This window comes from Anaerolentibacter hominis (genome assembly GCF_032380675.1).
GTDB classification, from domain to species: domain Bacteria; phylum Bacillota; class Clostridia; order Lachnospirales; family Lachnospiraceae; genus Anaerolentibacter; species Anaerolentibacter hominis.
The window spans coordinates 221,485-242,380 of the sequence record NZ_JAWDIX010000002.1 but is presented as its reverse complement, the minus strand read 5'-3'; the positions used below and the strand labels follow the sequence as shown (position 1 = coordinate 242,380).

Below are 20,896 nucleotides of genomic sequence, written 5' to 3'. Positions count from 1 at the left end.
AATTTCATAACGATAAAACCGGCCATTCTGAACCTGTTCCAGAATGGCCGATTTATCATTAAATGAGATTCAAATGCCAAAACAGTGGTCTGACACCGCTGTCAATGTACAATAAAATAGTCTTCTTTGATATATTCAAACACTTCTTCCGTATCTTCCTCAGCATAGATTACCACATACCTGCAGTCCGATCCGTCCGGCCGCACAACCTGTCTTTTATCGGGAATCTTGTGTCCGGTGCCCGCCGCGCCCAGCTCTGTCTTATCCTCATAGTGCCAGAGAAGATCTTTTCCTGCAAGTGTGATCTCATCCTCCTTATCAGAAAAGGCAAACTGGACAAAATCGTACTTTGTTTCCAGTTCTGCCAGTCCATCCAAACAGATAAAATCAGGATGTACTGAGTTACTGCTTCGGTCCGTCAAACCGGACAGCTTCTCATCGGAGCAGTAGATGATCTGAAAACGCACCGGAGGAACTTCCGGCTTTTCTTCCTCTATATCGGCAAACACAGGAAAACCCGTCTGTTTTTCAGGCTCCTCACCCATATAAAACCCCCACAGCTTCCAGGGTACCGGATCTGTTATGGCTTCATATCTATTTTTTGCATTATCGTTCAGCTGATAGGCGAAGGCCTCTCCCTTCAGCTGTTCCGGTGTAAGCTCCATGATTCCGTCGTACTCTGTATCCGTTCTGTCACTTCCGACCGCCTGAGAATATCCGTTGCTCTTCCAATAGCAGCTGACGGCTTTCTTACCCGCTCCGCCGGGCCCGCTTCCTATAATCCCGCCCAAACTTTCTGTCCCACCGGTTATCTTGCCCCCGGCATAACAATTTTCCAGCTCTATATTTGCATTTTCCGCATATCCGATCAGACCTCCGGCTATCGTACCGTCTCTGATATCATGTTCAGAAACTACCAGACGTTCAAGGGTAATTTCAGCAATATTATAGCTGTTATATAGCTCACTGCTCTTTATCGCGCCGGCCAGCCCGCCGATTGCCTGCGGCCCGCTGACATTTGCTATTATTCCGGTAATTTCCGCCTCATTGCCGCAGTTGATAATCAGGCTGTTCTCTGCTCTTCCCGTAATTCCGCCTACACCGTTATTGGCATAGATCCTGCCCAGGTTCGTGCAGTCAGCGACAGTTCCTCCGAAATTATAACTAACGATTCCCCCCACCGTATCCACTCCATAGATCCGGGCCCGATTTATGCATTCTATAATATCTCCCTTATTGTACGATGCTATACCGCCCATTCCGCTGTAAACTACACTGGTGCTTTTACCAAGAACTCCCCCGAATTCACACCCTATTATTATACCGCCGTTTTCTCCTGCCAGGCCGCCGATGTTGGAGCCTCCTACACCTTCCGCTTTCACATTAAGGAACTTACAATGCTCGATACGGCCGTTATTATCTCCTGCCAAAATCCCGCTGCCCTGTTCCAGATTCATAACAGTAACAAAATCCATAGTTAAGTTCTTTACTACACCTGTAGTATTTATATCACCAAAGAGATATCCCCTGCTTAGCACAAGATTTCTGATTGTATGGCCCTGCCCGTCGAAAGTCCCTGCAAACGCCGGGACATTCCATCGGGCAAGACCAGTTATTGTCCCGCCTTTACAGTCAATATCATTTTCCAGTACAAAATAATCCTGCCTGTTGCCTCTCCAGGGCAGCGCATTAAGATACCGGAATACATTCTGAAACTCTTCTTCCGTACTGATCCGGTATGGGTCGCTTTCCGTGCCCTGTCCTGGAAAATAGGACGACGCCCCCGCCGCGTCGGCTTTCATAAAGCCCCGAAGGCAGAACCCGGCCGTACAAATCAGCATGATACCCGCCGCTGCTGCCCATAGTATTACTTTTTTCTTCACACCGGTTTCCTCCCTCCTCTGGTTACTGTAAGACGGTTCGCATAGCGTACCGGGTCTGTTTTTACCAGTTCATTTTCTCATAAAGACTGGGATTATTGGAAAGCCAGGTCTCTAACTTTCCCTGATTGGATATATTATTTATATTCAGATTTCCCAGTGAGCCTTTCCTATTCAGGATTTTATACCAGGACTTATCCTTCTGACGGTAGGCAAAGTCCACGCTGGTTGTCTTGCCTGTGGTGCTGATATAGCAGAGCCAGGTTGTGGGCTCCGAGCCATTCTTGTCAATGGTATCAACCTTCATGAGAATAGGATAATCGGTCCCATTATAATTGATCGTCTGGTCTGCAAAGATAGGAGCCAGCGTGCCCAGATACCACTGAAAATAAAACTCATTGATACAACCGATGATATAATCATACATCTCCTGGGTAAACGCATCCCCGTATTTCTTTTGCAGATTCCGGGCCAGCTGATGCCTGGTACCCTCTATGCCGTTGGTATCCTGCCATCTGGCATACTCCCAGGAAAGCTCCTTGTTGGCCACCTTCTCTTCCATATCCGCCTTTATCGTCAGCCATACATCCTGGATGTCCCTGCCGGTGGCAAGCACCAATTCCGCTCCCATCTGCCGCACCGCACCGCTCCTGGGCTTTATGCTGACCTGCTCCTCGCAGGTAACGTCCGATTTCGTCAAAATAACAGACAGCTCCACTGTCTTATCTACCTTAGCCGTAAAGTCCGCGACAACTCCCGGCTCGCTTAAAAGCGCGCCGTTTATATATAATGATTTATCCGGTCCCGACTTCCATTCCACCTCATCCATATCAATCTGTAGGATCAGCCCTGTCCCGGTATTTTTCGTCTGAATGTCTTTGCCGCCCATCACCAGATCTGAAATCCGGTTTAAGCAGTCCTGTGCCTCCGTCTGCAGATCCGATCTTGCCATCGTGCGACGGTAGGACTGGGATGCCTGGGTAATCATCATACCCACAAGAGAACTGACCACTCCCAGTATGGCAATGCAGACGATCAATTCAATTAGCGTAAATCCTTTCTTCCTCACTGTCCATCCCTCGCTTTGGCTGCAATATGCATATCTGCCTATTCCACATAATGGGCTCCGGTTTCCTTTATCATTTTAACGGTTTTCTCTCCGCCGCCGCCCTGGAATATCACATCCCCGCAGAAATAAGTTTCATTCTCCAGAAACGCGCCGTCCTCCCGGTTCACACAAAAGCGGCTTCCCGGAAGAGGCTGCTTTAATGCTACCTTTGACGTGCTGCCGATCTCCGTCCTGCTTATGTCCATACCGTCAACGCGGAGCCTTGTCACATATTGGCCGTCTTCCTCTGTCAGTTCCAGCTCCCATGTGCCGGCTCTGGTTGTAGCATAAGTGCGCAGAATCCCCAGCTGTTCATCAAAAAGGGATGCGGCTTTCGTCACCTGCTTATGATCAAAGCCGCTTAACGAAGCGGCGCTGGCGCCGGTAAAGATCATGATAATCGCCAGTACGACAATCAACTCCACCAGGGTAAAACCCTTCTTTACCATTCGTCTCATTTTATTTTTCATTCTTATACCCATGCCTGCCGTCAGGATTTATTCTTTGTCCAGTTGGACAGGGTCATAAAACTGTATTCCAGATCCATGGAATTGCCGGTGCTCTCTCCATTTCCATCCGCGTCCGCAGGCTCCTGCCCGGTAATCCCTTTAATATCCAGATAATCCATAAGAGAAGGATCGGCAAAGTGCAGAATAGCCGCAGTACCCGCCGCGTCGGCGATCAGCCTGACGCTGCTCCCCTCTATCCGGACAGATCCCCCGGCAATCACGAGACCGGTAAAGGTAAACGCATCCTGTTGAATGATAATGTCGCCGGATGCAATCAAAATGCCGTTGCCGGCTGTAAAATCAATCACATTCCCATCCTGATCCAGATAAGAGCCGTCAGGGGCGGCAATAAGATCCCCTGCGGTAATCAGCACATTATCCCGGCAGTACACGGCGCCGTTTCCTCCGTATATCTGGTCAAAGAAAATCATATCCCGCCATGCGGTTTTTCCTTCTTCTGTTTCCAGGCTCACTGTCGCAGAAGCAAACTGCCGCTTCATTTCATCCAGCCTGCTCTTAAGCTCCGGTGTTATAACAGTCCGGTTTCCCACCAGGGACGCTTTGTTATCCCTGACCCGGAACAGCCGCCCGTTGATATAGGAGCCCGAGGGAGCCGTAATCTCTACCGATCCCCCGTCCATGAACGATTCCAGATAGGGATCAAGCGCTTTCTGCTTGATACAGTATTCCAGGAACTGAATCCTCGCCTCTTCATTTACAAAGTTCCAGTATAAATACACTTTATTATTGATCAGCATGGAGTAAACCGGCTTAATCGGGTCCAGCAGCTCATCCAGATTAAAATCCGGGGTAAACTGCACACCGTAATATCCGTGCTCCTCATTGAAAAGATCCGCATTATTGCCCCGTCCATATCCGGTTTTATACGAAATTCCGTTTACTACCGCGGAGACATTTCTGTCTGCACCTTCCACCAGATAATCTCTCTGAATCAGATACAGGTTCTGATCCACGCTCAGACTTAGGGATTCTGCCAGAGGATACGTATAAAAACCTTCCATGCCCGGATCACCGGCATAGAAATCCAGATAGGCATGCCCGGCGAGAAAGAGCTTCTTTAAGTCAGTCATATTTACCACTGACCTCTGGGCATTGACAGTAATCGCGCTGCTCTGCCTGTGCATGCCCGATCCATAGCTGAATCCATAGTAATTTCCGCTTAAATCCAACTGACTTCCGGTTCCGTTTACCGCCAGATCGTCCTGAACATAGATTCCGCCCGAACCGGTCTTCGCCGTCTCCATAACAACCGCAGGGGTCCTTCCATCCTCCCCGGACTCTTCCGTATTAATGTTTCTGGCCCAGACCTGACTGCTATTCACGGCAAGGGAAGCGCCGTATACTACAATATCCCCCGGGCTGACGAACCGGTTTCCCTGGATACGGCTGTCGGTGCCGTCCTCACAGAGCAGACCGCCGTCCCCGGCGTATACATTTCCAAGAGCAGTAAAATCCGTCCCCAGAATCTGCACCTGGTCCGCGCCGATCAGGGCATAGTTTAACAGTTCCGCCGTCTCCGCCGGCAAAATAGCGGTTCCATTGTCAGTCGCCTTCATCAATTCTGTCAGATCCGGCACGGTAATCGTGAGATCGGTCGTGATAGAAGAATAAACGTCCTCCGCATTGATATTTTTTACACTCAGGCCCCGAAGGGTTACATCGTAACCGCCGAATTCAATCCGCTGCAGCCCTACCTCCATATTTTCAGAAGATACCGTGGGACTGTACGCCGACAGAAACTGCCGGCTCTTCTCCAGCGCCTTGTCATCCCCCATATAAAAGAGAACCTCCAGCTTCTGGATGCATTTGGAACGGAAAAGATTCTGAAGTACAAACTCCAGACCGTCCGTGGAATGGTTGTTTTTCGCGTATTCTACCATTGTAGAAGCCACATTCGCCGAGAATTGCTGGTAGGCGTCTTTAAAGGTATCGGAAACCTGTTCCCCCAGTCCCACATAGATTTCATCCAGCGCCTGCTCCACGTGGTAAAAATTCTTCTCCGATTCCCGGTTTGCCGCCTTCATTACCGTGTTGGCGGATGCCGCCGAGAGAGAAAGAGCCGCCATCACGCCGATAACCGCCAGAGCGGCAATGACAAAAAGCAGGCTTGAGCCCCGGTTATTCAGTTGGTTTTTCCGTTTTGTCTCCATTTAACCTGCTCACACCCTTTCCGGCCGGCTGTTAATCAGCCCTCTTTCGTAGCATTTTCTATCGTAATATAAGATTTTCCTTCAAACAAAACCTGTACCCGGACATTATACAGCCGGTTGACTGCCGGATTCCGGTCAAATATATTCTCCGACGGTGTGATATCTCCGTTATAAGGCAAATTGGTATGCAGGCACAATCTGCCGCTCCGGATATATCCGTCCTCCACGATACCGGTAAAGTCAGACCCATCGGCATTTTTCACATTGCCGCTGCTCTGAATCACCATGCTGGGAGTCTCGTTCTGTTCGATCAGATAAATGTGACTTTCTGCCGTAACTCCCGTTCCGTTCAGCGACAGTCTGATTTCGTCCCCGCCGTTAAGCGGCGTATAGTAAAGATAGACTCCTGGAGTCTTCCCCGTACTTTTATCCATATCCGGCCCGTTATAGGTTTTGGAAAATACTGCTTCCCCTACATATTCCACGCCTTCATAAATATAGGGCAGACGGTAAGTAAATCCTAAATTCACCTGTGTCTGATACCGATCCCCAGCAGGAATCAGTTCCAGCCCGACAGCCAGTATTTTATTCATCCGGGCAAATTCTTCTTCCGACGGCGTTATTTCTTCCAGTATCTGCGCCGTCAGAGACGCTGCCGCTGCTTCCTTCGCCGCCTCATCAAATCCATTCAGCTCCCTGACAAAAACAAAATTCTCACTGTCCGCCAGATCCGGCACCTGCATGGACTTAAAATCATTTACCGTACCTCCGGCCGGCCCCGCAATGCCGCTGGGTTCTATTTTGACTACCGTCTGATAGCCGGTCAGATCCTTGCCATTTTCCATATGGTGATCCTTGATAAATTCTCCGCTTCCCGAACCGGGAACAAATCCCTTTCCCCGAAGCCAGTTCTCCGCTTCCGACTGGGTTTCAAAGCTATCCTCGCTTTTCATCTCCTCCACCAGAGTCTTGGCCAGCATGGTAGCTGTCTCGTATCCCTGCGCCGTCCTGTTTGCCCTGGCAGCCCGTAGGAAATAGCCCAGCAGTACCGAGCCCAGTATCCCCATTATGGCAACGGCCACCAGCAGTTCTACCAGGGTAAAACCACGGCGGCTGTTCTTTTTTTGATGTTCCTGTTTCTTCATCCAATCACCAGCCATATTCTGTCCGGGAGTTCTCCCTTAATAGATTGCCACCTTGCCCTCTGTTTCTATAGAAACTCTTGGGTTCGTCTCATCTTCTCCTGTAATTGTAAGATTTACATACTGGTCTGTCAGATTCTTTATGTTCAAACGGATTCCAGATTTATCTTCCACACCGGTCCGCTTAGAACTGGCGATCAGGATATCCAGATCATCGCCAGGCGCAAATTCGTATTTCTCTGCAGCGTCCTGTCCCTCGATGGTATAGCTGACAAAATAAATTCCCACTGCATTTTTACTGAATTCCATTGTCACTTCCGAGATGTCATCCGAAGACGCGGTAATCACATTCTGTTTTCCCTTCATGCCCACCACGGTCGTGTCGATATCGGTATCCGGCTCATTCGCCATGATATAAAAATCATAGGAAGACCGTATCCTCTTTCGTACAGCCTCCGTGGATACCAGTTTCTTCTGTCCGTTTTCTTCTGTAAAAATATTAATACCGCCTATTTTCATTCCGTCCAGGGCTGCCGGAGTATAGACCCTTCCGGGACCCTCCACCGCATATTCATTCATCACTGCCGTGCCGGACACAATTTTCTTTTCTGCGTCATAGACGGCATTCATGGATGTAATGACTCTTTTTGCCGGATAAGAATGAATATAGTCGATCATCTCTTTCCAGGCCTCATATTTGCAGGTAAATGGAAAGGTAAGCTCTGACACTTTGCCGGAGTAAAACTCACTCACGGCTGTCATCGTATTATCAAAGGGATAAAGCACCTCCTCCGCCCCCAGGCCGATATCGGTTATGTCCGCGCCGAACTTTTTCTCCAGTGTGCGCAGAAACATAATCTGATCTTCCTGCCAGATCGCAGCGGGATAGGCAGAAAGCCTGCTGTTATATTCCGCTGCAGACGCTTCTATTTCTCCCAGATACAGCTCCTTCAGGGCAAGAACTTCCGTCTTCTGGCTGTGTTCCTCCTGGAGCCTGGTGATATCCTCACGTATTATCTTATTCTCACTGTTCAAAGTCCGGAAGCCAAGTATATAGCAGAGAGCCAGCATACCGATAACAGCAAGCATAACCAGCAGATTTTTATCCCTTGTACTGATCTTCATCTTCATACCCATGCCTTTCCCGTTCCCGGCCCATCCCAAACGGGAATAGACCCAGATCCGTATTGCGCTCTCCTTTACTCAATTGATTTAAGCTCCTGGTCGGCCGCTTCCAGAGAATCCCCGCCCTGGGCCGCTGACTTAATGTCGTCCGCCGTCGTCTGGGAATCCTGCCCGGTTTCCTCTTCGATTACAGTAACCGGCTGGGAACCATAATAAAAGGTCAGGGTCAGGGTATGCATCGTATCCCCCTCAGCCGGTTCAGCACCGGTTTCACTCCCTGCCTCTGCGGCAGCCGCTTCCTCCTCATGGAGGCTGTCTGCATAGATCTGATAAACAGCGTCCGAATTTCTTAACTCCCGCAGAAAAACCGCGCTGGCTTCCTTCGAGTCTGTTATCACCGTTAATGACACCGTACCATCCACCATTTCAAACGTTTCCACTCTGGCGTTAGCCGGAAGGATATCCTCCAGCAGCAATACCAGCGACCCCATCTTCTCATTGTCGGAATGTGTCTGCATATCAAACGCCTGCATGTCATTTAACCTGGCCGTTATCTCCGTATGTTCTTCGATAATCGGCTGGGCATCCTCCAGGCTCTCTACTTTATGCTGCCACTCTGCTTTCTGAATCTTCAGAGAGATATTGCGCAGCAGCGGAATTCCCACCATTATAGCGCATACTACTAATGTAGTAAGTATTACACTTCCATAAATACGGTTCTGGGCCCTGTTCTTCTCACTCTGTTCATAATCGTACGGAACGAAGCCCACCGGGTCCAGAACCGCGGACAGAGGCTCCAGATAACGGGGGATTTTCAGTGAAAGCTGACCGTCCGCCGCAAAACCTACCGGATCTAAAATCCTCTTCACCGGAAGGCCCAGCTGTCCGGTCAGAAGCTCAGGCATACCCTTCACCAGAGCTCCCTCACCCATCAGATAAATTTCCTCCAGGGGTTTGATATCCCGTCTGGTACGATAATACTCCATCACCCTCTGCACATTGGATACCAGATAAAAGAAAGCATTTGTCACCTCGTCCTCCCGGTTCTCAAAGCTTTCGCCCACCCTCTGTTCCTCCGCCATTTTTTTCATGGCCTGGCTGTAAGAGAGCTGCTCTTTCTCCATCACCAGATGAACCGCATCCATCATGCCATAATTGACGGTTCGCTGCAGATAAAACGCTCCCTCTGTAAAAATATTGATAACCGTACTGTCTCCGCCGATCTGCAGCATCATGACAGGGTACTCCGGCACCTCGGTACGGCAGAGCTGAAACAGCCCATTACCTACATAATCAATACTTCTGACCTTCATTCTGAGGTTTTTAGCCACCTCATAACAGGCGGTCACCAGGCCATTGGGCACCGCATAAATCATCAGCCGCATTTCATCCCGGCTTTCTTCTTTCTTCCTGCTCAAAATGGAATAGCCAAGTACACTATCTTCTATATTAAATGGAAAATACTCATCCGCATTTACCCGGATAATGTCCCGGATCTTTCTGCCATCCTTAATATAGGGAAGCGTCGCCTCCTTGCTCATCACCTTTCCGGCAGGCAGCGTAAAGATTAACTCTTTCGCCTTCATATCCTCCCGGCGCAAAACCCCTTCGATCAGCTCTGCCATCGAAACAGGATTTTTAATCAAACCACCGTCCACCGCCAGTTCCGGCGTCGGGATCGTGACAGCATTCAGGATTTTCTTTTCTTTCTTGCTGCAGACCAGCTCAGATATTTTGATTCTTACACTGTCTGCCTGAATCGCAATTACTTTCGACATTCTCTTCCTGCGCCTTTCCAGTATCCGCTCTTCTCTCAGAAAAGCTTCACTCTCTGTTTCCTGTTCTCCATGAGAACTCCGGAATAAAAACCAGAATACTCCGTTTTCATTCCGCACCTCTCATAAAGTGCAGCCTTACCACGCAAAACCAATCTTCCTGATCAGGCCCGGAACAATCCCAGATACCAGTTCATAAATGGTTCTGCACAGAGCATAGCCATAAAAATCCCCCCTGCCAGAAAAGGCCCGAAGGGAACCGCCCCATCCGGCAAATCCGGGTCCTGCGCCGCTTTTTCCCTGAACTTCTGATCGTGTTTCATGGATAAAAGTACCACCGAACCGATGATGCATCCTGCCACAGCAGCAAATAAAACATTGGGAAATCCCAGCAGCAATCCGGCTGCCGCCATCAGCTTCACATCGCCGCCGCCCATAGCCTTCCCCTTGCTGAACAGCAGAAGCAGCAGGAAAAATCCGCTTACACTCACTGCCCCCAGCAGATAACTGCCCCAGTTCGGCCAGCCGATAATAACGGCAATAAGTCCCAGAATACCCAGACAGATATTCAGGGACTCAGGTATCTCAAAGGTCCTCACATCCTCCGCACTGATTAAAACCAGCACAGAGAATGCGAGACAAAATAACGGTGTCTTCAGACTGAATCCATAGACTACGGCTATCGCCGCATATGCAATTCCGTTCATTGCCTCCACCAGCGGATACTGGGGCGACAATTTACTTCCGCAGTTCCTGCACTTCCCATGTAACATGAAATAGCTCAGAACGGGAATAAGGTCGTACCATTTGATCGGCGCCCCGCAGCTCATGCAGTGGGACCGTCCCGTCACAAAGTTCTCCCCTTTCGGCACCCGGAACAGATAAACGTTCAGAAAACTGCCGATACATACGCCGAACAGGGCCGCAGCGATGGCGGTAAACAGTCGTTCCATGGAGTCACTCCTTGATTAGTAGTTTTTGATGACCAAGTCTTCAGTAGTTTTATGTCCAGCATAAAAAACAGAGACCTGATATTGCTCCGTTCCAGCGGGCATATCCAGTGTAAAATGAATCGGGCTGCCGCTATACTTACTGGATTTTGCCGCATATGCTGTCTGAGACCCATAATTTGCCACTACCTCATCGGTAAAATTCTTACTGGCAACAGTTGTATTCTTAAGCAATACAGTTTCAAATGATGCACCATTAACATCGTCAACTTTCTTAAGGATAGCCTGTTCATAGGCCTTCTCATCCGCCAATGCCAGTACGATTGACTGATATGCGTTATCCAGTGCTGCCTCATCCTTGGCAATTCTGGATTTCTCGATGTAACGGATTACATTCGGTGCCAACAAACCTACTAAGATAACCAGAATGGCAATAACTACAATTAATTCAACTAAAGTAAAACCTTTTTTATTCTTCTTCATGGCAATCTCTCCTAGTCCGCGGTTATCGCATTTGTTATCTTATCAGCTGGCAAGCCACTAAACCATACCGCTACGGTGTACCCACTCCCATTTTTCGCAAGGCTATACATAATCTCTGAATCTGCGTCATCTGCAACGGTTCCTCTATAAGTATTAGATTTAGCAGTATATAAACTAGTTCCATAGTTTGCCTTAACCTCTGTCGCAAAAGCATCTGTCTTACCTGTAATTGTAGACAATGCTGCTCCCGTCGAGATAGAAGCTTCCGCCGCCGTATACGCTTCTTCATCCGCCAGTGCCAGCATAATGGACTGGTATGCATTGTCCAGCGCTGCCTTATCCTTTGCCGCTCTGGATTTTTCGATGTAACGGATCACATTTGGTGCCAGCAGGCCTACCAGGATCACCAGGATCGCGATAACCACGATCAGCTCCACCAGGGTAAAGCCCTTCTTATTTCTGAGTTTTTCTTTCATCTTCTTATCTTCCCTTCTTAAATTTCAATTTATCAATACAAGATTTCTCTTGAATAGATCATCAATCATAGCTAGGAACGCCAGGTACCCAGGATTCTTTATCATCTGAGATATAACCCACATATACTTTATAACCCTTTACATCACTGGGGGTATGTCCTCCTATCCCGCCGCCGGTTTTCTCTGTAATCAACACCATATACCGCATGGGATAGTCCGCATATGCTTTTGATTTCGGCTGATATGCCGTCGTCCCATAAGTTTTGAGAAATTCTTTTCGAAAAGCAGAATCTTTACCAATTCCAAGATCCGTCCCATCAACCAACTTCGATACATAACCAAATATGTTATCTTTGGTCAGTTCCTGAACCAATGCGTCATTTGCCGCCTCATCTGCCAGGGTCAACATAATCGCCTGATAAGCGGTGTCCAAAGCTGCGATATCTTTCGCCTTCCGGCTCTTTTCAATATAGCGCAGCACATTGGGCGCCAGCAATCCCACCAGAATCACTAAAACCGCAATAACTACAATCAGCTCCACCAGAGTAAAGCCCTTCCTCTTCATCCCCTGTTTGCCTTCTTTCCTGCTTATTCTTTTTCCCTCTAACTGGGTGTTTCCATTATATCAGTTTCTGTTCATTTGGGAACAACCATTTGTACATAATTCGGCTTTTTACACATAATATGTCGAAATATGCACGTTTCAGGCATGTGTCAATTAAGAACGTATAAAGATTCTATTTTCCTACACCACGCCGGACAGATTCTGATACATGGACAGCATAGGCAGGAAGACCGCTGCCAGAACCCCGATTACGATTCCCGCCATTAGAAGGATCATCAGCGGTTCAATGGTTGCCGCTACCTGAGCAGTCGTCTGCTCCACTTCCTCCTCATAATACTCCGCCACTGTCTTTAACATCTGCACAATGGCACCGGTTTCCTCTCCGATCGAAACCATATTGCAGACCATAGGAGGAAATATCTTGCTTTTTGACAATGGCTCTGCCATTGGAGTTCCCTTGGAAACCTGAGTGGCCGTGTGCCGGATAACATCCTCGTACATCGCGTTGGTCATACTCCGCGCCACGATTTCCAGCGCCTCAATCAACCCCACGCCGGACGCGATCAGCGAACTGAAACTTCTGGAGAACTGGGCACAGGCATTCTTCACCGTCAGCTTGCCGAAGATGGGCATGCGCATAGCCATACGAGCCTTGATGCGCCGGCCCGTCTCCGTCTGAAAATATACCCGGACCGCCACAAAAAGCGCCGCTAATCCCAGAACTACAAAAATCCAGTATTTCGCCATCCATTTGCTGAATCCCACAATAAACATGGTATAGCCCGGCATATCCGTATCCATCTCACCTAAAAGGTCCACAAACTTCGGTACAATCCAGGAAGTGAGGACGATGACAATCACAATCGTCACCACCAGTACAATAATCGGGTAAATCATAGCCTTCACTACGGTTGCCCGCAGCTTTGCCGACTTTTCGTACTGATTGGCCATCTGTTCAAACGCGCCCTCCAGGTTGCCGGAAGCCTCCCCGGCCGCCACCATGCTCACGAAAAGCGTGGTAAATACATCCTCATGCTTCTCCATACTGGCCGCAAGGGTAAAGCCCTTCTCCACATCCACCCGGATCTCATGGATCGTCCTGCGCAGCAGCTTTCCTTCCGTCTGTTCTTCCAGCATCTGCAGCGCCCGCACCACATTCACACCTGCTGTCATCAGCGTCACAAACTGACGGCAGAATACGCACATGTCCCGGACCTTTACTTTCCTTTTCAGGAAAGACAAGGAAATATCCTTCTGCAGTACGCCTGCTTCTTTCACTGAGACAATGATATTCCCCTCACTTCTCAGCACTCTCATAGCACTATCCCGGTTGGCCGCTTCCACGGTGCCCCGCTTCTTCTTTCCGTCCGGTGTCATCACCTGATACGTAAATTTAGTCAAGGCTCTTCTCTCCTATATTAAAATCTTTCTCTCCATCGCTTCTATATCCATACAGTTGGCCAGGGCATCCTTTCTGGAAATAACTCCGCCCATCACCAGCTCATAAATCGCGTCATCCAAAGTCTGCATGCCCAGCTTTCTTCCCGTCTGAAGAGCGTTGGGAATCTGGTAGGTCTTTCCCTCCCGGATCAGATTCCGTACCGCAGGGGTTGCCAGCATAACCTCAAACGCTGCCACCCTCCCGGTACCGTCCGCCGTGGGAATCAGCCTCTGTGAGATAACCGCTTCCAGCACCATCCCCAGCTGAATCCGGATCTGCTGCTGCTGGCTGGGCGGAAATACGTCGATGATTCGGTCTATCGTGGGGGCCGCACCGATAGTATGGAGCGTGGAGAATACCAGATGCCCGGTCTCAGCGGCGGTAATCGCCGTGCTTATCGTCTCCAGATCCCTCATCTCACCCACCAGAATCACATCCGGGTCTTCCCGGAGCGCCGCCCGGAGTGCAGGAGCATAGCCCGCTGAATCCATCCCCATCTCCCGCTGATTCACAATGGATTTTTCATGGCGGTGGACATACTCGATGGGGTCTTCCAGTGTGATAATGTGCTGGTTCAGGGTACTGTTAATCCTCCCCACCAGGGAGGCTAACGTGGTTGATTTACCGCTTCCGGTAGGCCCGGTCACCAGGACCAGGCCGCTTCTCTTCTTATACAAATCCGCTACTGTGGGCGGCAGATTCAGTTCCTGGACTGTGGGCACCACATCTGAGATCAGCCGAAATACCGCTGATATCATGCTCTTCTGTTTAAAAATATTGGCACGGCATCTGCCAAGACCCTGCATGCCGAAGGAGAAATCCACCTCCCCCTTTTCTTCCAGAATCTGCTTCTGTCTGTCGTTCATCACGCTTTCCGCCAGAGCCTTTGTACTCTCCGGTTCCAGAACGGGCAGGTTCAGAGGCAGGAGCGTACCGTTCACTCTCACCTTCGGAGGAATCCCTACTGATATATGGATATCGGAGGCCCTCCGTTTCACAGCCTCCGTGAGAATCTCTTTCAGATCAAATTCCATGTGGCACATCCTTTCCATGACCGCTGCCGGCTTTACTCATTATCTACCTCTACCTTGCGCATTTCTTCTACAGACGTCATCCCATCCAGCACCTGTCGGCGGAGGTTTTGATAGAGGGTACTCATTCCCTCGCTCTGCGCCTCATGACGGATGCTCTCCGATGATTCCATCACCGAGATCATTTCCCGGATACGGGGGGATATGGTCATCATCTCGAAAATTCCGATCCGGCCGTAATACCCGGAGTGATTGCACTTGGGACAGCCCCCCGCCCGGTAAAGGGTATAGGGCTGATCCACCGGAAGGCCAAGCTCCATTTTCTCCATCCGGCTCGCCTCATAGGGCACCTTGCAGTCGCACAGCTTTCTGGCAAGCCGCTGGGCAATGATTCCGGTCAGGGCATCTGCCATCAGGAAGCTCTCCACCCCCATATTCAGCAGACGTCCCACGGTCGCCGCCGTGTTATTGGTATGCACGGTACTGAGCACCAGATGTCCGGTAATCGCCGCCTGAATGGCGATGTTGGCCGTTTCTTTATCACGGATCTCTCCGATCATGATGATATCCGGGTCCTGCCGGAGGATAGACCGAAGAATACTTGCAAATGTAAGATCCGCCTTATTATTGACCTGGACCTGATTAATCCCGTCCACGTTGGCTTCTACCGGGTCCTCTATTGTTACAATATTTACAAATTCCGTATTTAATTCACTTAATGCGGTGTACATGGTCGTCGTCTTTCCGCTGCCGGTAGGGCCGGTAACCAGTATTATCCCATGGGGATGGGACAGCATCTGATTGAACCGTTCCAGGTCGTCCTCATAGAAACCAAGACGGCGTTTATCCAGCGTCAGGCTCTGTTTGCTGGAAAGACGCATAACAACCTTCTCCCCGTGTACGGTAGGCAGGGTGGAAACACGGATATCATACTCATACCCTTCCACCATAGCCGTAGCGCGGCCGTCCTGGGGAATTCTCTTCTCAGATATATCCATGCCGGACATAATCTTCACCCTGGATACAATGGCTGGGAGCAGTGAAGAATCATAGGACATAATTTCGCTTAAGACGCCGTCCACGCGGTACCGCAGACGTATCTCTTCCTCCAGCGGCTCAATGTGAATATCGCTGGCCCTTCTGTGTACCGCCTGCTCAATGATCGTATTGACCAGCTGCACAACCGGTGAATTCTCCACCTCGGCCAGCACCGATTCCAGCACCGTAGGGCCTTCCGCTTCCTGCTCCAGCCGGAAGGATTCCGCCGCCTGCTTTGCCTTCTGTTCCCCGAAGAACTTGTCAATCTGTGCCGCAACCTGGCTTGTGGTGGAAAGCACGGGCTCCACCTGCATATTGGTTATAATCGCCACATCGTCGATCGCCACCACATCCATCGGGTCAGCCATCGCCACTTTGATTATATTATTGTTATTTTCATCATATCCGATGGGAATCAGTTTATAGCGCTTGGCCACATCTTCATTGATCAGATGGACTACCTTCTCATCCAGATTCATTTTCCGAAGCTCTACATACTCAATATCCAGCAGCTCACACAGGGCGTCCGCCAGATCCTGTTCCGTGATATAGCCCAGGTCCAGTATGGTCTCGCCAAGCTTTGTTCCCCTTCTCCTCTGTTCTTCCAGGGCCTTTTCCAGCTGCTTTTCCTCCAGCAGCCCTTTCTGAACCAGAAAGTCACCCAGCCGAATCCGTTTATTCCGAATCACCGTTCCCATCCTTTCCAAGCTCCTGCGCAGACCAAGCCCGCACAGCTTATCTCTTTTTATTGTATTCCAGATTACTCATAATGTTTAAACTGTCCGGCCGATTCCTTCAATTCTCTGGCGCTTAAGAGCACCGACTCGGTCACATTCGTGCCGCCGAGCATTCTTCCCAGCTCCCGGATAGACTCTTCTTCTGACAGTCTTGTCGTCATCACCTGCGTAGAACTGGACTCGCTGCTTTTCCGAATCAGATAGTGCACATCCGCCATCGCCGCAATCTGCTGCAGATGGGTGATGCAGATAACCTGATGGCCCGCAGCGATCAGCGCCAGCTTCTCCGCTACCTTCTGCGCCGTAACCCCGCTGATACCCGTGTCAATCTCATCAAAGATCAGCGTGCCGATTTCATCCTGCGCCGCCAGGATAGATTTAATCGCCAGCATAATACGGGACAGCTCTCCGCCGGAGGCCACCATGCCCAGGCTCTGGACCGGCTCCCCCGGATTGGTGGAAATCAAAAACTCCACATCGTCCGTTCCATCCGCCGTACCTGCTTTTTCCCGTATCGCAATCTCAAACCGCACATCCAGAAAATTCAGATCCGTAAGCACCTCTTTTATTTTATCCTGAAGGATTACACCCGCTTTTTTCCTCTGCTCAGACAGTTTCCCTGCTGCTGCGGCATAGGCTTCCTCCGCGGCTTTCAGCTGCTTTTCCATATCCCTCAGGTAAGAATCATAATTATCATACTGCTCCAGCTTTGCACAGACCGAATCATAATACTCCATGATTTCCTCGTGGGTATTGCCGTACTTTGACTGGAGCCGGTGAATCAGGTCCAGCCGTTCCTCCGCTTCACTTAACTGCTCCGGATCAAACTCCAGTCCCATCTGGTAATCCGACAGATTCCGGTTAAAATCCGCCAGCAGTTCCTCGATCTCCTCCAGCTGGCTGCACAGGCCGCCGATCGGCTCATCATACTCTGTCAGCTGGCTTAAGCTTCTCACGCTCCGTCCAATCTGATCGGATGCCGTGCCGTCCTCCCCGCCGGTCATCCGGTATACCGTGCCGATGCCCTCCTCAATCAGGTGGGCGTTTGAGAGTCTGCGGTACTGGGCCGTCAGTTCCTCTTCCTCGCCGGGTTTTAACCTGGCACTCTCGATCTCATTCTTCTCATATTCCAGAAAAGAGATTTCCCTTGCGCGCTGTTCTTCCGGAACGGCAGCCTCCCGGCTTTTCCTGCGAAGCTCAGCACAGATCTGAAAGCAATGTTTCACCTCTTCTCTGACCGTATCATCCTTCGCATACCGGTCCACAATCTCCAGATGCTTTTCCTTTCGCAGCAGAGACTGATGCTCATGCTGTCCATGAATGTCAATCAGAAGAGCGGCAGCCTGCTTTAGCAGGGACAGAGTAACCGTTTCTCCGTTTATTTTATTCACCGCTCTGCCGGAATAGATTCTTCTGGAAATCAGCAGCTGGCCGTCTTCCATGGGAATATCCAGCTTCTTAAGCCCTTTAAGGGTCCTCTCATCTTCCACGGAAAATAAAAGCTCCGCCAGGGCATAATCCGCCCCGCGGCGAATCATCTCTTTGCTGATCTTTCCTCCCAGAGCCAGATTGACGGAGCCGATAATCACGGACTTACCCGCTCCGGTCTCCCCGGTCAGTATATTTAAATGATCGGAAAAATCAATCTCAGCCTCTTCTATAATAGCCAGATTCTTTACATGCAGGTTCAGTAACATGCTTCCTCCCACTTTTATCCAAGTATTCGTATAAGCGTGAAAGTTCACAGAAAGCATACTGCCTGCTGTGAACTATCAAGTCGTTTACTGCTTTTATCAACTATAATATTTCTGCTCCAGATCTCTTACCATCCGGATATAATTATCCCTGCACGCCTCGTTCTCCCCATTCTCGATCTGGGAAAGGCAGGGTTTTAAATACTCATTCCAGATACCCTCATAGACGTCGGCTCGTTCCGGCATCATATCAATAGAAGCCACAATTGCGGGTGCGATAGAGTAGTACTCCTGTACCAGTTCCTCTCCATTTTCCTGTTTCAGCAGGTAGTCGTCACGGAACTGTCTGAACCGCATCAGTTCATAACACCGGTCGGATTTTCCAAATGTCTCGCAGACCGCGGTGGTAATGTAACAGATCTTCCGCTTGCGGAAACCCTCGATCAGCTTATGGTAATCGCCCTTATAATACATCTCATTGGGATAACGGGTCACCCACTCGTCTATAATATGGTCCGCAAACTCCTCGCTGATCTCCAGCCGCAGCTCCCTTATCATCGGAATAATAAAGACCACCTGGGTCATTTTATAATCATCCCGCACCACATTCCGGCGCAGCTTCTGTTTCATGCCGGATTCCTTCTCCATGGAATCGGAGATGGCGTCAATCAGCTTCTTTGCTGCCTGCCGAAGTATCTGCGGCAGTTCTTCCTCATGCTGGTAGCATGCAAGTTCCAGATGATCCAGAACCTCTCTCTCCTCGGCCAGATATTTTTCAAAGGCCTCCTCATAGGTCTCTTCTTTGAAATAATTCAGAATATCTCTGTGCCTGGTATAAAGCCGGTGCATATTATCCAGGGCGTAGGCCAGGTTAGCCTGGTGATTATTGCTGTCCAGCTCCAGTAGCTCCTGGATCAGTCTCTCCCGCTCCTCCGGCGCTTCCTCCATCGAAAGTCTGTGTTCCAGCTCTTCTATCTGCTTTCTATCTTCCTCCGAAAATGTAATCTGGATCAGTTCATCTGCATTGACACTTTTACCGCAGTACATACAGATGATACGTTCCATATTCTCCGGAAATACTAACTCTCCGCCGCACTTCGGGCACTTCCCTCTTTGGCTCATCGTCTCTTCCTTCCTATGTAATACACTTGTTCTCCCCTGCATCTAATTAATCTACAGTATACCACATCTCTTAAGAAAATCTCAAGAAAATTTCCCACCCAGCCATTATTCCCCATGTAAAACGGCTGGCTTAAGGCGGCAGCATTTCCCCTGCCTCGCAAGGAGTACAGAATCCGTCTGTCCTCCATCTGCCAGGAACCGCCCGCCATCCATTTTCAGCTCGGTTTTGCACAGCCCTTTTTCCCGGTCAGCTGTCATAACCGGCAGCGCTGCTGTGCACTTGCACTGACCGGAATCCTGATTTCTATTATAATAGGTAAATACTCCGTCGCGGCACAGTGCCAGACACTCTTCGCCTTCCCAGTTTTCAAAGGTAAAAACGGTATCCAGCTGCCTTATATTCTCATCCTCCAGATACGATTCAAAGTACATCTGATAATTCTGGTAGAAGCCCAGACCGGAAATTATCATTTCACCCGGCCGTACACAGGCATACATGCCCGTCAAGGCAAAACCATTCTCCGCCTGCCAGGTAAAAGAGGGTTCACCGTCCGTACAGCCTGCTCTCATATAAGCGCCTGTACTCGTTCGTACACCAAGACCGACGACCCTTTCCTCCTCTGTCCAGCCATCCACACCGGCTATATATTCCCCAAAAGAGAGCGAGGCTTCTGTCCGGGCACCCTCTCCGCTTCCGATCCATCTGGTCTTTTCCTTGCCATAAGAGAGCCGGATACCACTTATCCTCCTGTCTCCGGTGCACAATGTAAGCCCGCTTACCGGCGGCATCTGATAGACTCCCCGGTCCGCGAATAAATCCTCTGTCCGTTCCGTTCTGCTGCCGTACAGCCTGGATCTTCTGGTATCCTCCGCAAAATGAAAGGGCTCGTCCCCAAGGATCTGATCGGAGGTTATACTGCCTCCAAGCCAGGTTTCAATATAAGAAATGGTATCATCAAGCGCGGTAAAATGATCGTGATAGGGCTTTTCTTCCCGCGGTATCATGCAATCGGTCATATCCCGCATCACAATAGGAGTAAAACCCGCCCGGTAAAGTTCCCGCATGCCAAAATTCCTGTGGATCACACACATATTCGTATGTACGCCCATCACAATCACATGGGTAATACCCTTCGCCAGAAATGCGTTCAGAATACAGAATTCTGCGTCCCCCTCCCGGCTGTCGTCACAGATAAAATCCTGGTCCTGATCAATAAAAAGAGCTTCGTGCTGCCTGACCCAAACCCGCCCCATCTCACATTTGGGACTGCAGTCGCACTGCACACGGTACGGGTCAATCAATTCCGTCACGGCCGGTATGCCGCTCAGATCTCTCACTTCCCGCGGCCTTCCTGCCGGATAGCCCAGCGTCCGCATTCTGGCAGGAGATTCGCCGTAATAGCTTCCTGCCACCCTGCTGGGACAAAAAGCAATGCTCGCCCCCAGCTCCCGGAGTTTAATCAGAACCCGGTTCATCGGCCCCGCAAGTTCATTCACCCGCCGGGTCGCGCCCCGGCACCAGTGCCGGTCCCACATATCACTCACAATCACTCCGACTTTAGAACCGTCAATCTGTTCCGGCTCATACCGGTATCTGCTGCCATTTTCCGCGCCATCCATATATCGGACCTTAATATTGAATTCCATAT

General features: G+C 49.9%; 17 protein-coding genes. All 17 read right to left on the bottom strand.

Annotation, left to right across the window (positions count from 1 at the left end; genetic code table 11):
- Positions 1–101: 101 nt before the first annotated feature.
- The 17 genes from ABCW47_RS10310 to ABCW47_RS10230 all read right to left on the bottom strand — a co-directional run bounded on the left by ABCW47_RS10310 (position 102) and on the right by ABCW47_RS10230 (position 20,894).
- A complete protein-coding gene (locus ABCW47_RS10310; protein WP_343209835.1) occupies positions 102–1,883 on the bottom strand; it encodes a GLUG motif-containing protein in 1,782 nt (593 codons plus the stop codon).
- Positions 1,884–1,944: 61 nt separating this feature from the next.
- Positions 1,945–2,949: a type II secretion system protein gene (locus tag ABCW47_RS10305; protein WP_343209834.1), complete on the bottom strand. Its 1,005-nt coding sequence runs from the start codon at positions 2,947–2,949 to the stop codon at positions 1,945–1,947.
- A gap of 38 nt (positions 2,950–2,987) precedes the next feature.
- Positions 2,988–3,458 (bottom strand): pilus assembly FimT family protein, encoded by a 471-nt coding sequence (locus tag ABCW47_RS10300; RefSeq protein ID WP_343209833.1) that lies wholly within the window; start codon positions 3,456–3,458, stop codon positions 2,988–2,990.
- Between the two features lie 20 nt (positions 3,459–3,478).
- On the bottom strand, positions 3,479–5,668 hold the full coding sequence (locus ABCW47_RS10295; RefSeq protein ID WP_343209832.1) for a hypothetical protein: 2,190 nt from the start codon (positions 5,666–5,668) through the stop codon (positions 3,479–3,481).
- A 35-nt stretch (positions 5,669–5,703) separates the two neighbouring features.
- Entirely contained in the window at positions 5,704–6,813 is a 1,110-nt protein-coding gene (locus ABCW47_RS10290; RefSeq protein ID WP_343209831.1) for a type IV pilus modification PilV family protein, read from the bottom strand.
- Positions 6,814–6,849: 36 nt separating this feature from the next.
- The gene (locus tag ABCW47_RS10285; protein ID WP_343209830.1) at positions 6,850–7,941 is read right to left on the bottom strand and encodes a TroA family protein; all 1,092 of its coding nucleotides are present in this window, start codon (positions 7,939–7,941) and stop codon (positions 6,850–6,852) included.
- A gap of 68 nt (positions 7,942–8,009) precedes the next feature.
- Complete coding sequence (gene pilM, locus ABCW47_RS10280) at positions 8,010–9,713, bottom strand: pilus assembly protein PilM (RefSeq protein ID WP_343209829.1); 1,704 nt, start codon at positions 9,711–9,713, stop codon at positions 8,010–8,012.
- Between the two features lie 161 nt (positions 9,714–9,874).
- Positions 9,875–10,663 (bottom strand): prepilin peptidase, encoded by a 789-nt coding sequence (locus ABCW47_RS10275; protein ID WP_343209828.1) that lies wholly within the window; start codon positions 10,661–10,663, stop codon positions 9,875–9,877.
- 15 nt (positions 10,664–10,678) lie between these two features.
- Positions 10,679–11,143 carry a type II secretion system protein gene (locus ABCW47_RS10270; RefSeq protein ID WP_343209827.1) on the bottom strand — a complete coding sequence of 155 codons (465 nt, stop codon included), beginning with the start codon at positions 11,141–11,143 and terminating at the stop codon, positions 10,679–10,681.
- Positions 11,144–11,154: 11 nt separating this feature from the next.
- Entirely contained in the window at positions 11,155–11,619 is a 465-nt protein-coding gene (locus tag ABCW47_RS10265) for a type II secretion system protein (RefSeq protein WP_343209826.1), read from the bottom strand.
- Between the two features lie 61 nt (positions 11,620–11,680).
- On the bottom strand, positions 11,681–12,184 hold the full coding sequence (locus ABCW47_RS10260) for a prepilin-type N-terminal cleavage/methylation domain-containing protein (RefSeq protein WP_343209825.1): 504 nt from the start codon (positions 12,182–12,184) through the stop codon (positions 11,681–11,683).
- Between the two features lie 180 nt (positions 12,185–12,364).
- Positions 12,365–13,585 carry a type II secretion system F family protein gene (locus ABCW47_RS10255; protein WP_343209824.1) on the bottom strand — a complete coding sequence of 407 codons (1,221 nt, stop codon included), beginning with the start codon at positions 13,583–13,585 and terminating at the stop codon, positions 12,365–12,367.
- 12 nt (positions 13,586–13,597) lie between these two features.
- Positions 13,598–14,659, bottom strand: a complete 1,062-nt coding sequence (locus ABCW47_RS10250) for a type IV pilus twitching motility protein PilT (RefSeq protein WP_343209823.1) — start codon at positions 14,657–14,659, stop codon at positions 13,598–13,600.
- A gap of 32 nt (positions 14,660–14,691) precedes the next feature.
- Complete coding sequence (locus tag ABCW47_RS10245) at positions 14,692–16,392, bottom strand: GspE/PulE family protein (RefSeq protein WP_343209822.1); 1,701 nt, start codon at positions 16,390–16,392, stop codon at positions 14,692–14,694.
- 62 nt (positions 16,393–16,454) lie between these two features.
- Positions 16,455–18,128: a DNA repair protein RecN gene (gene recN / locus ABCW47_RS10240; protein ID WP_343209821.1), complete on the bottom strand. Its 1,674-nt coding sequence runs from the start codon at positions 18,126–18,128 to the stop codon at positions 16,455–16,457.
- 96 nt (positions 18,129–18,224) lie between these two features.
- Positions 18,225–19,247, bottom strand: a complete 1,023-nt coding sequence (locus ABCW47_RS10235; protein ID WP_343209820.1) for a TFIIB-type zinc ribbon-containing protein — start codon at positions 19,245–19,247, stop codon at positions 18,225–18,227.
- Between the two features lie 105 nt (positions 19,248–19,352).
- Positions 19,353–20,894 carry a jacalin-like lectin gene (locus ABCW47_RS10230; RefSeq protein ID WP_343209819.1) on the bottom strand — a complete coding sequence of 514 codons (1,542 nt, stop codon included), beginning with the start codon at positions 20,892–20,894 and terminating at the stop codon, positions 19,353–19,355.
- Positions 20,895–20,896: the final 2 nt, after the last annotated feature.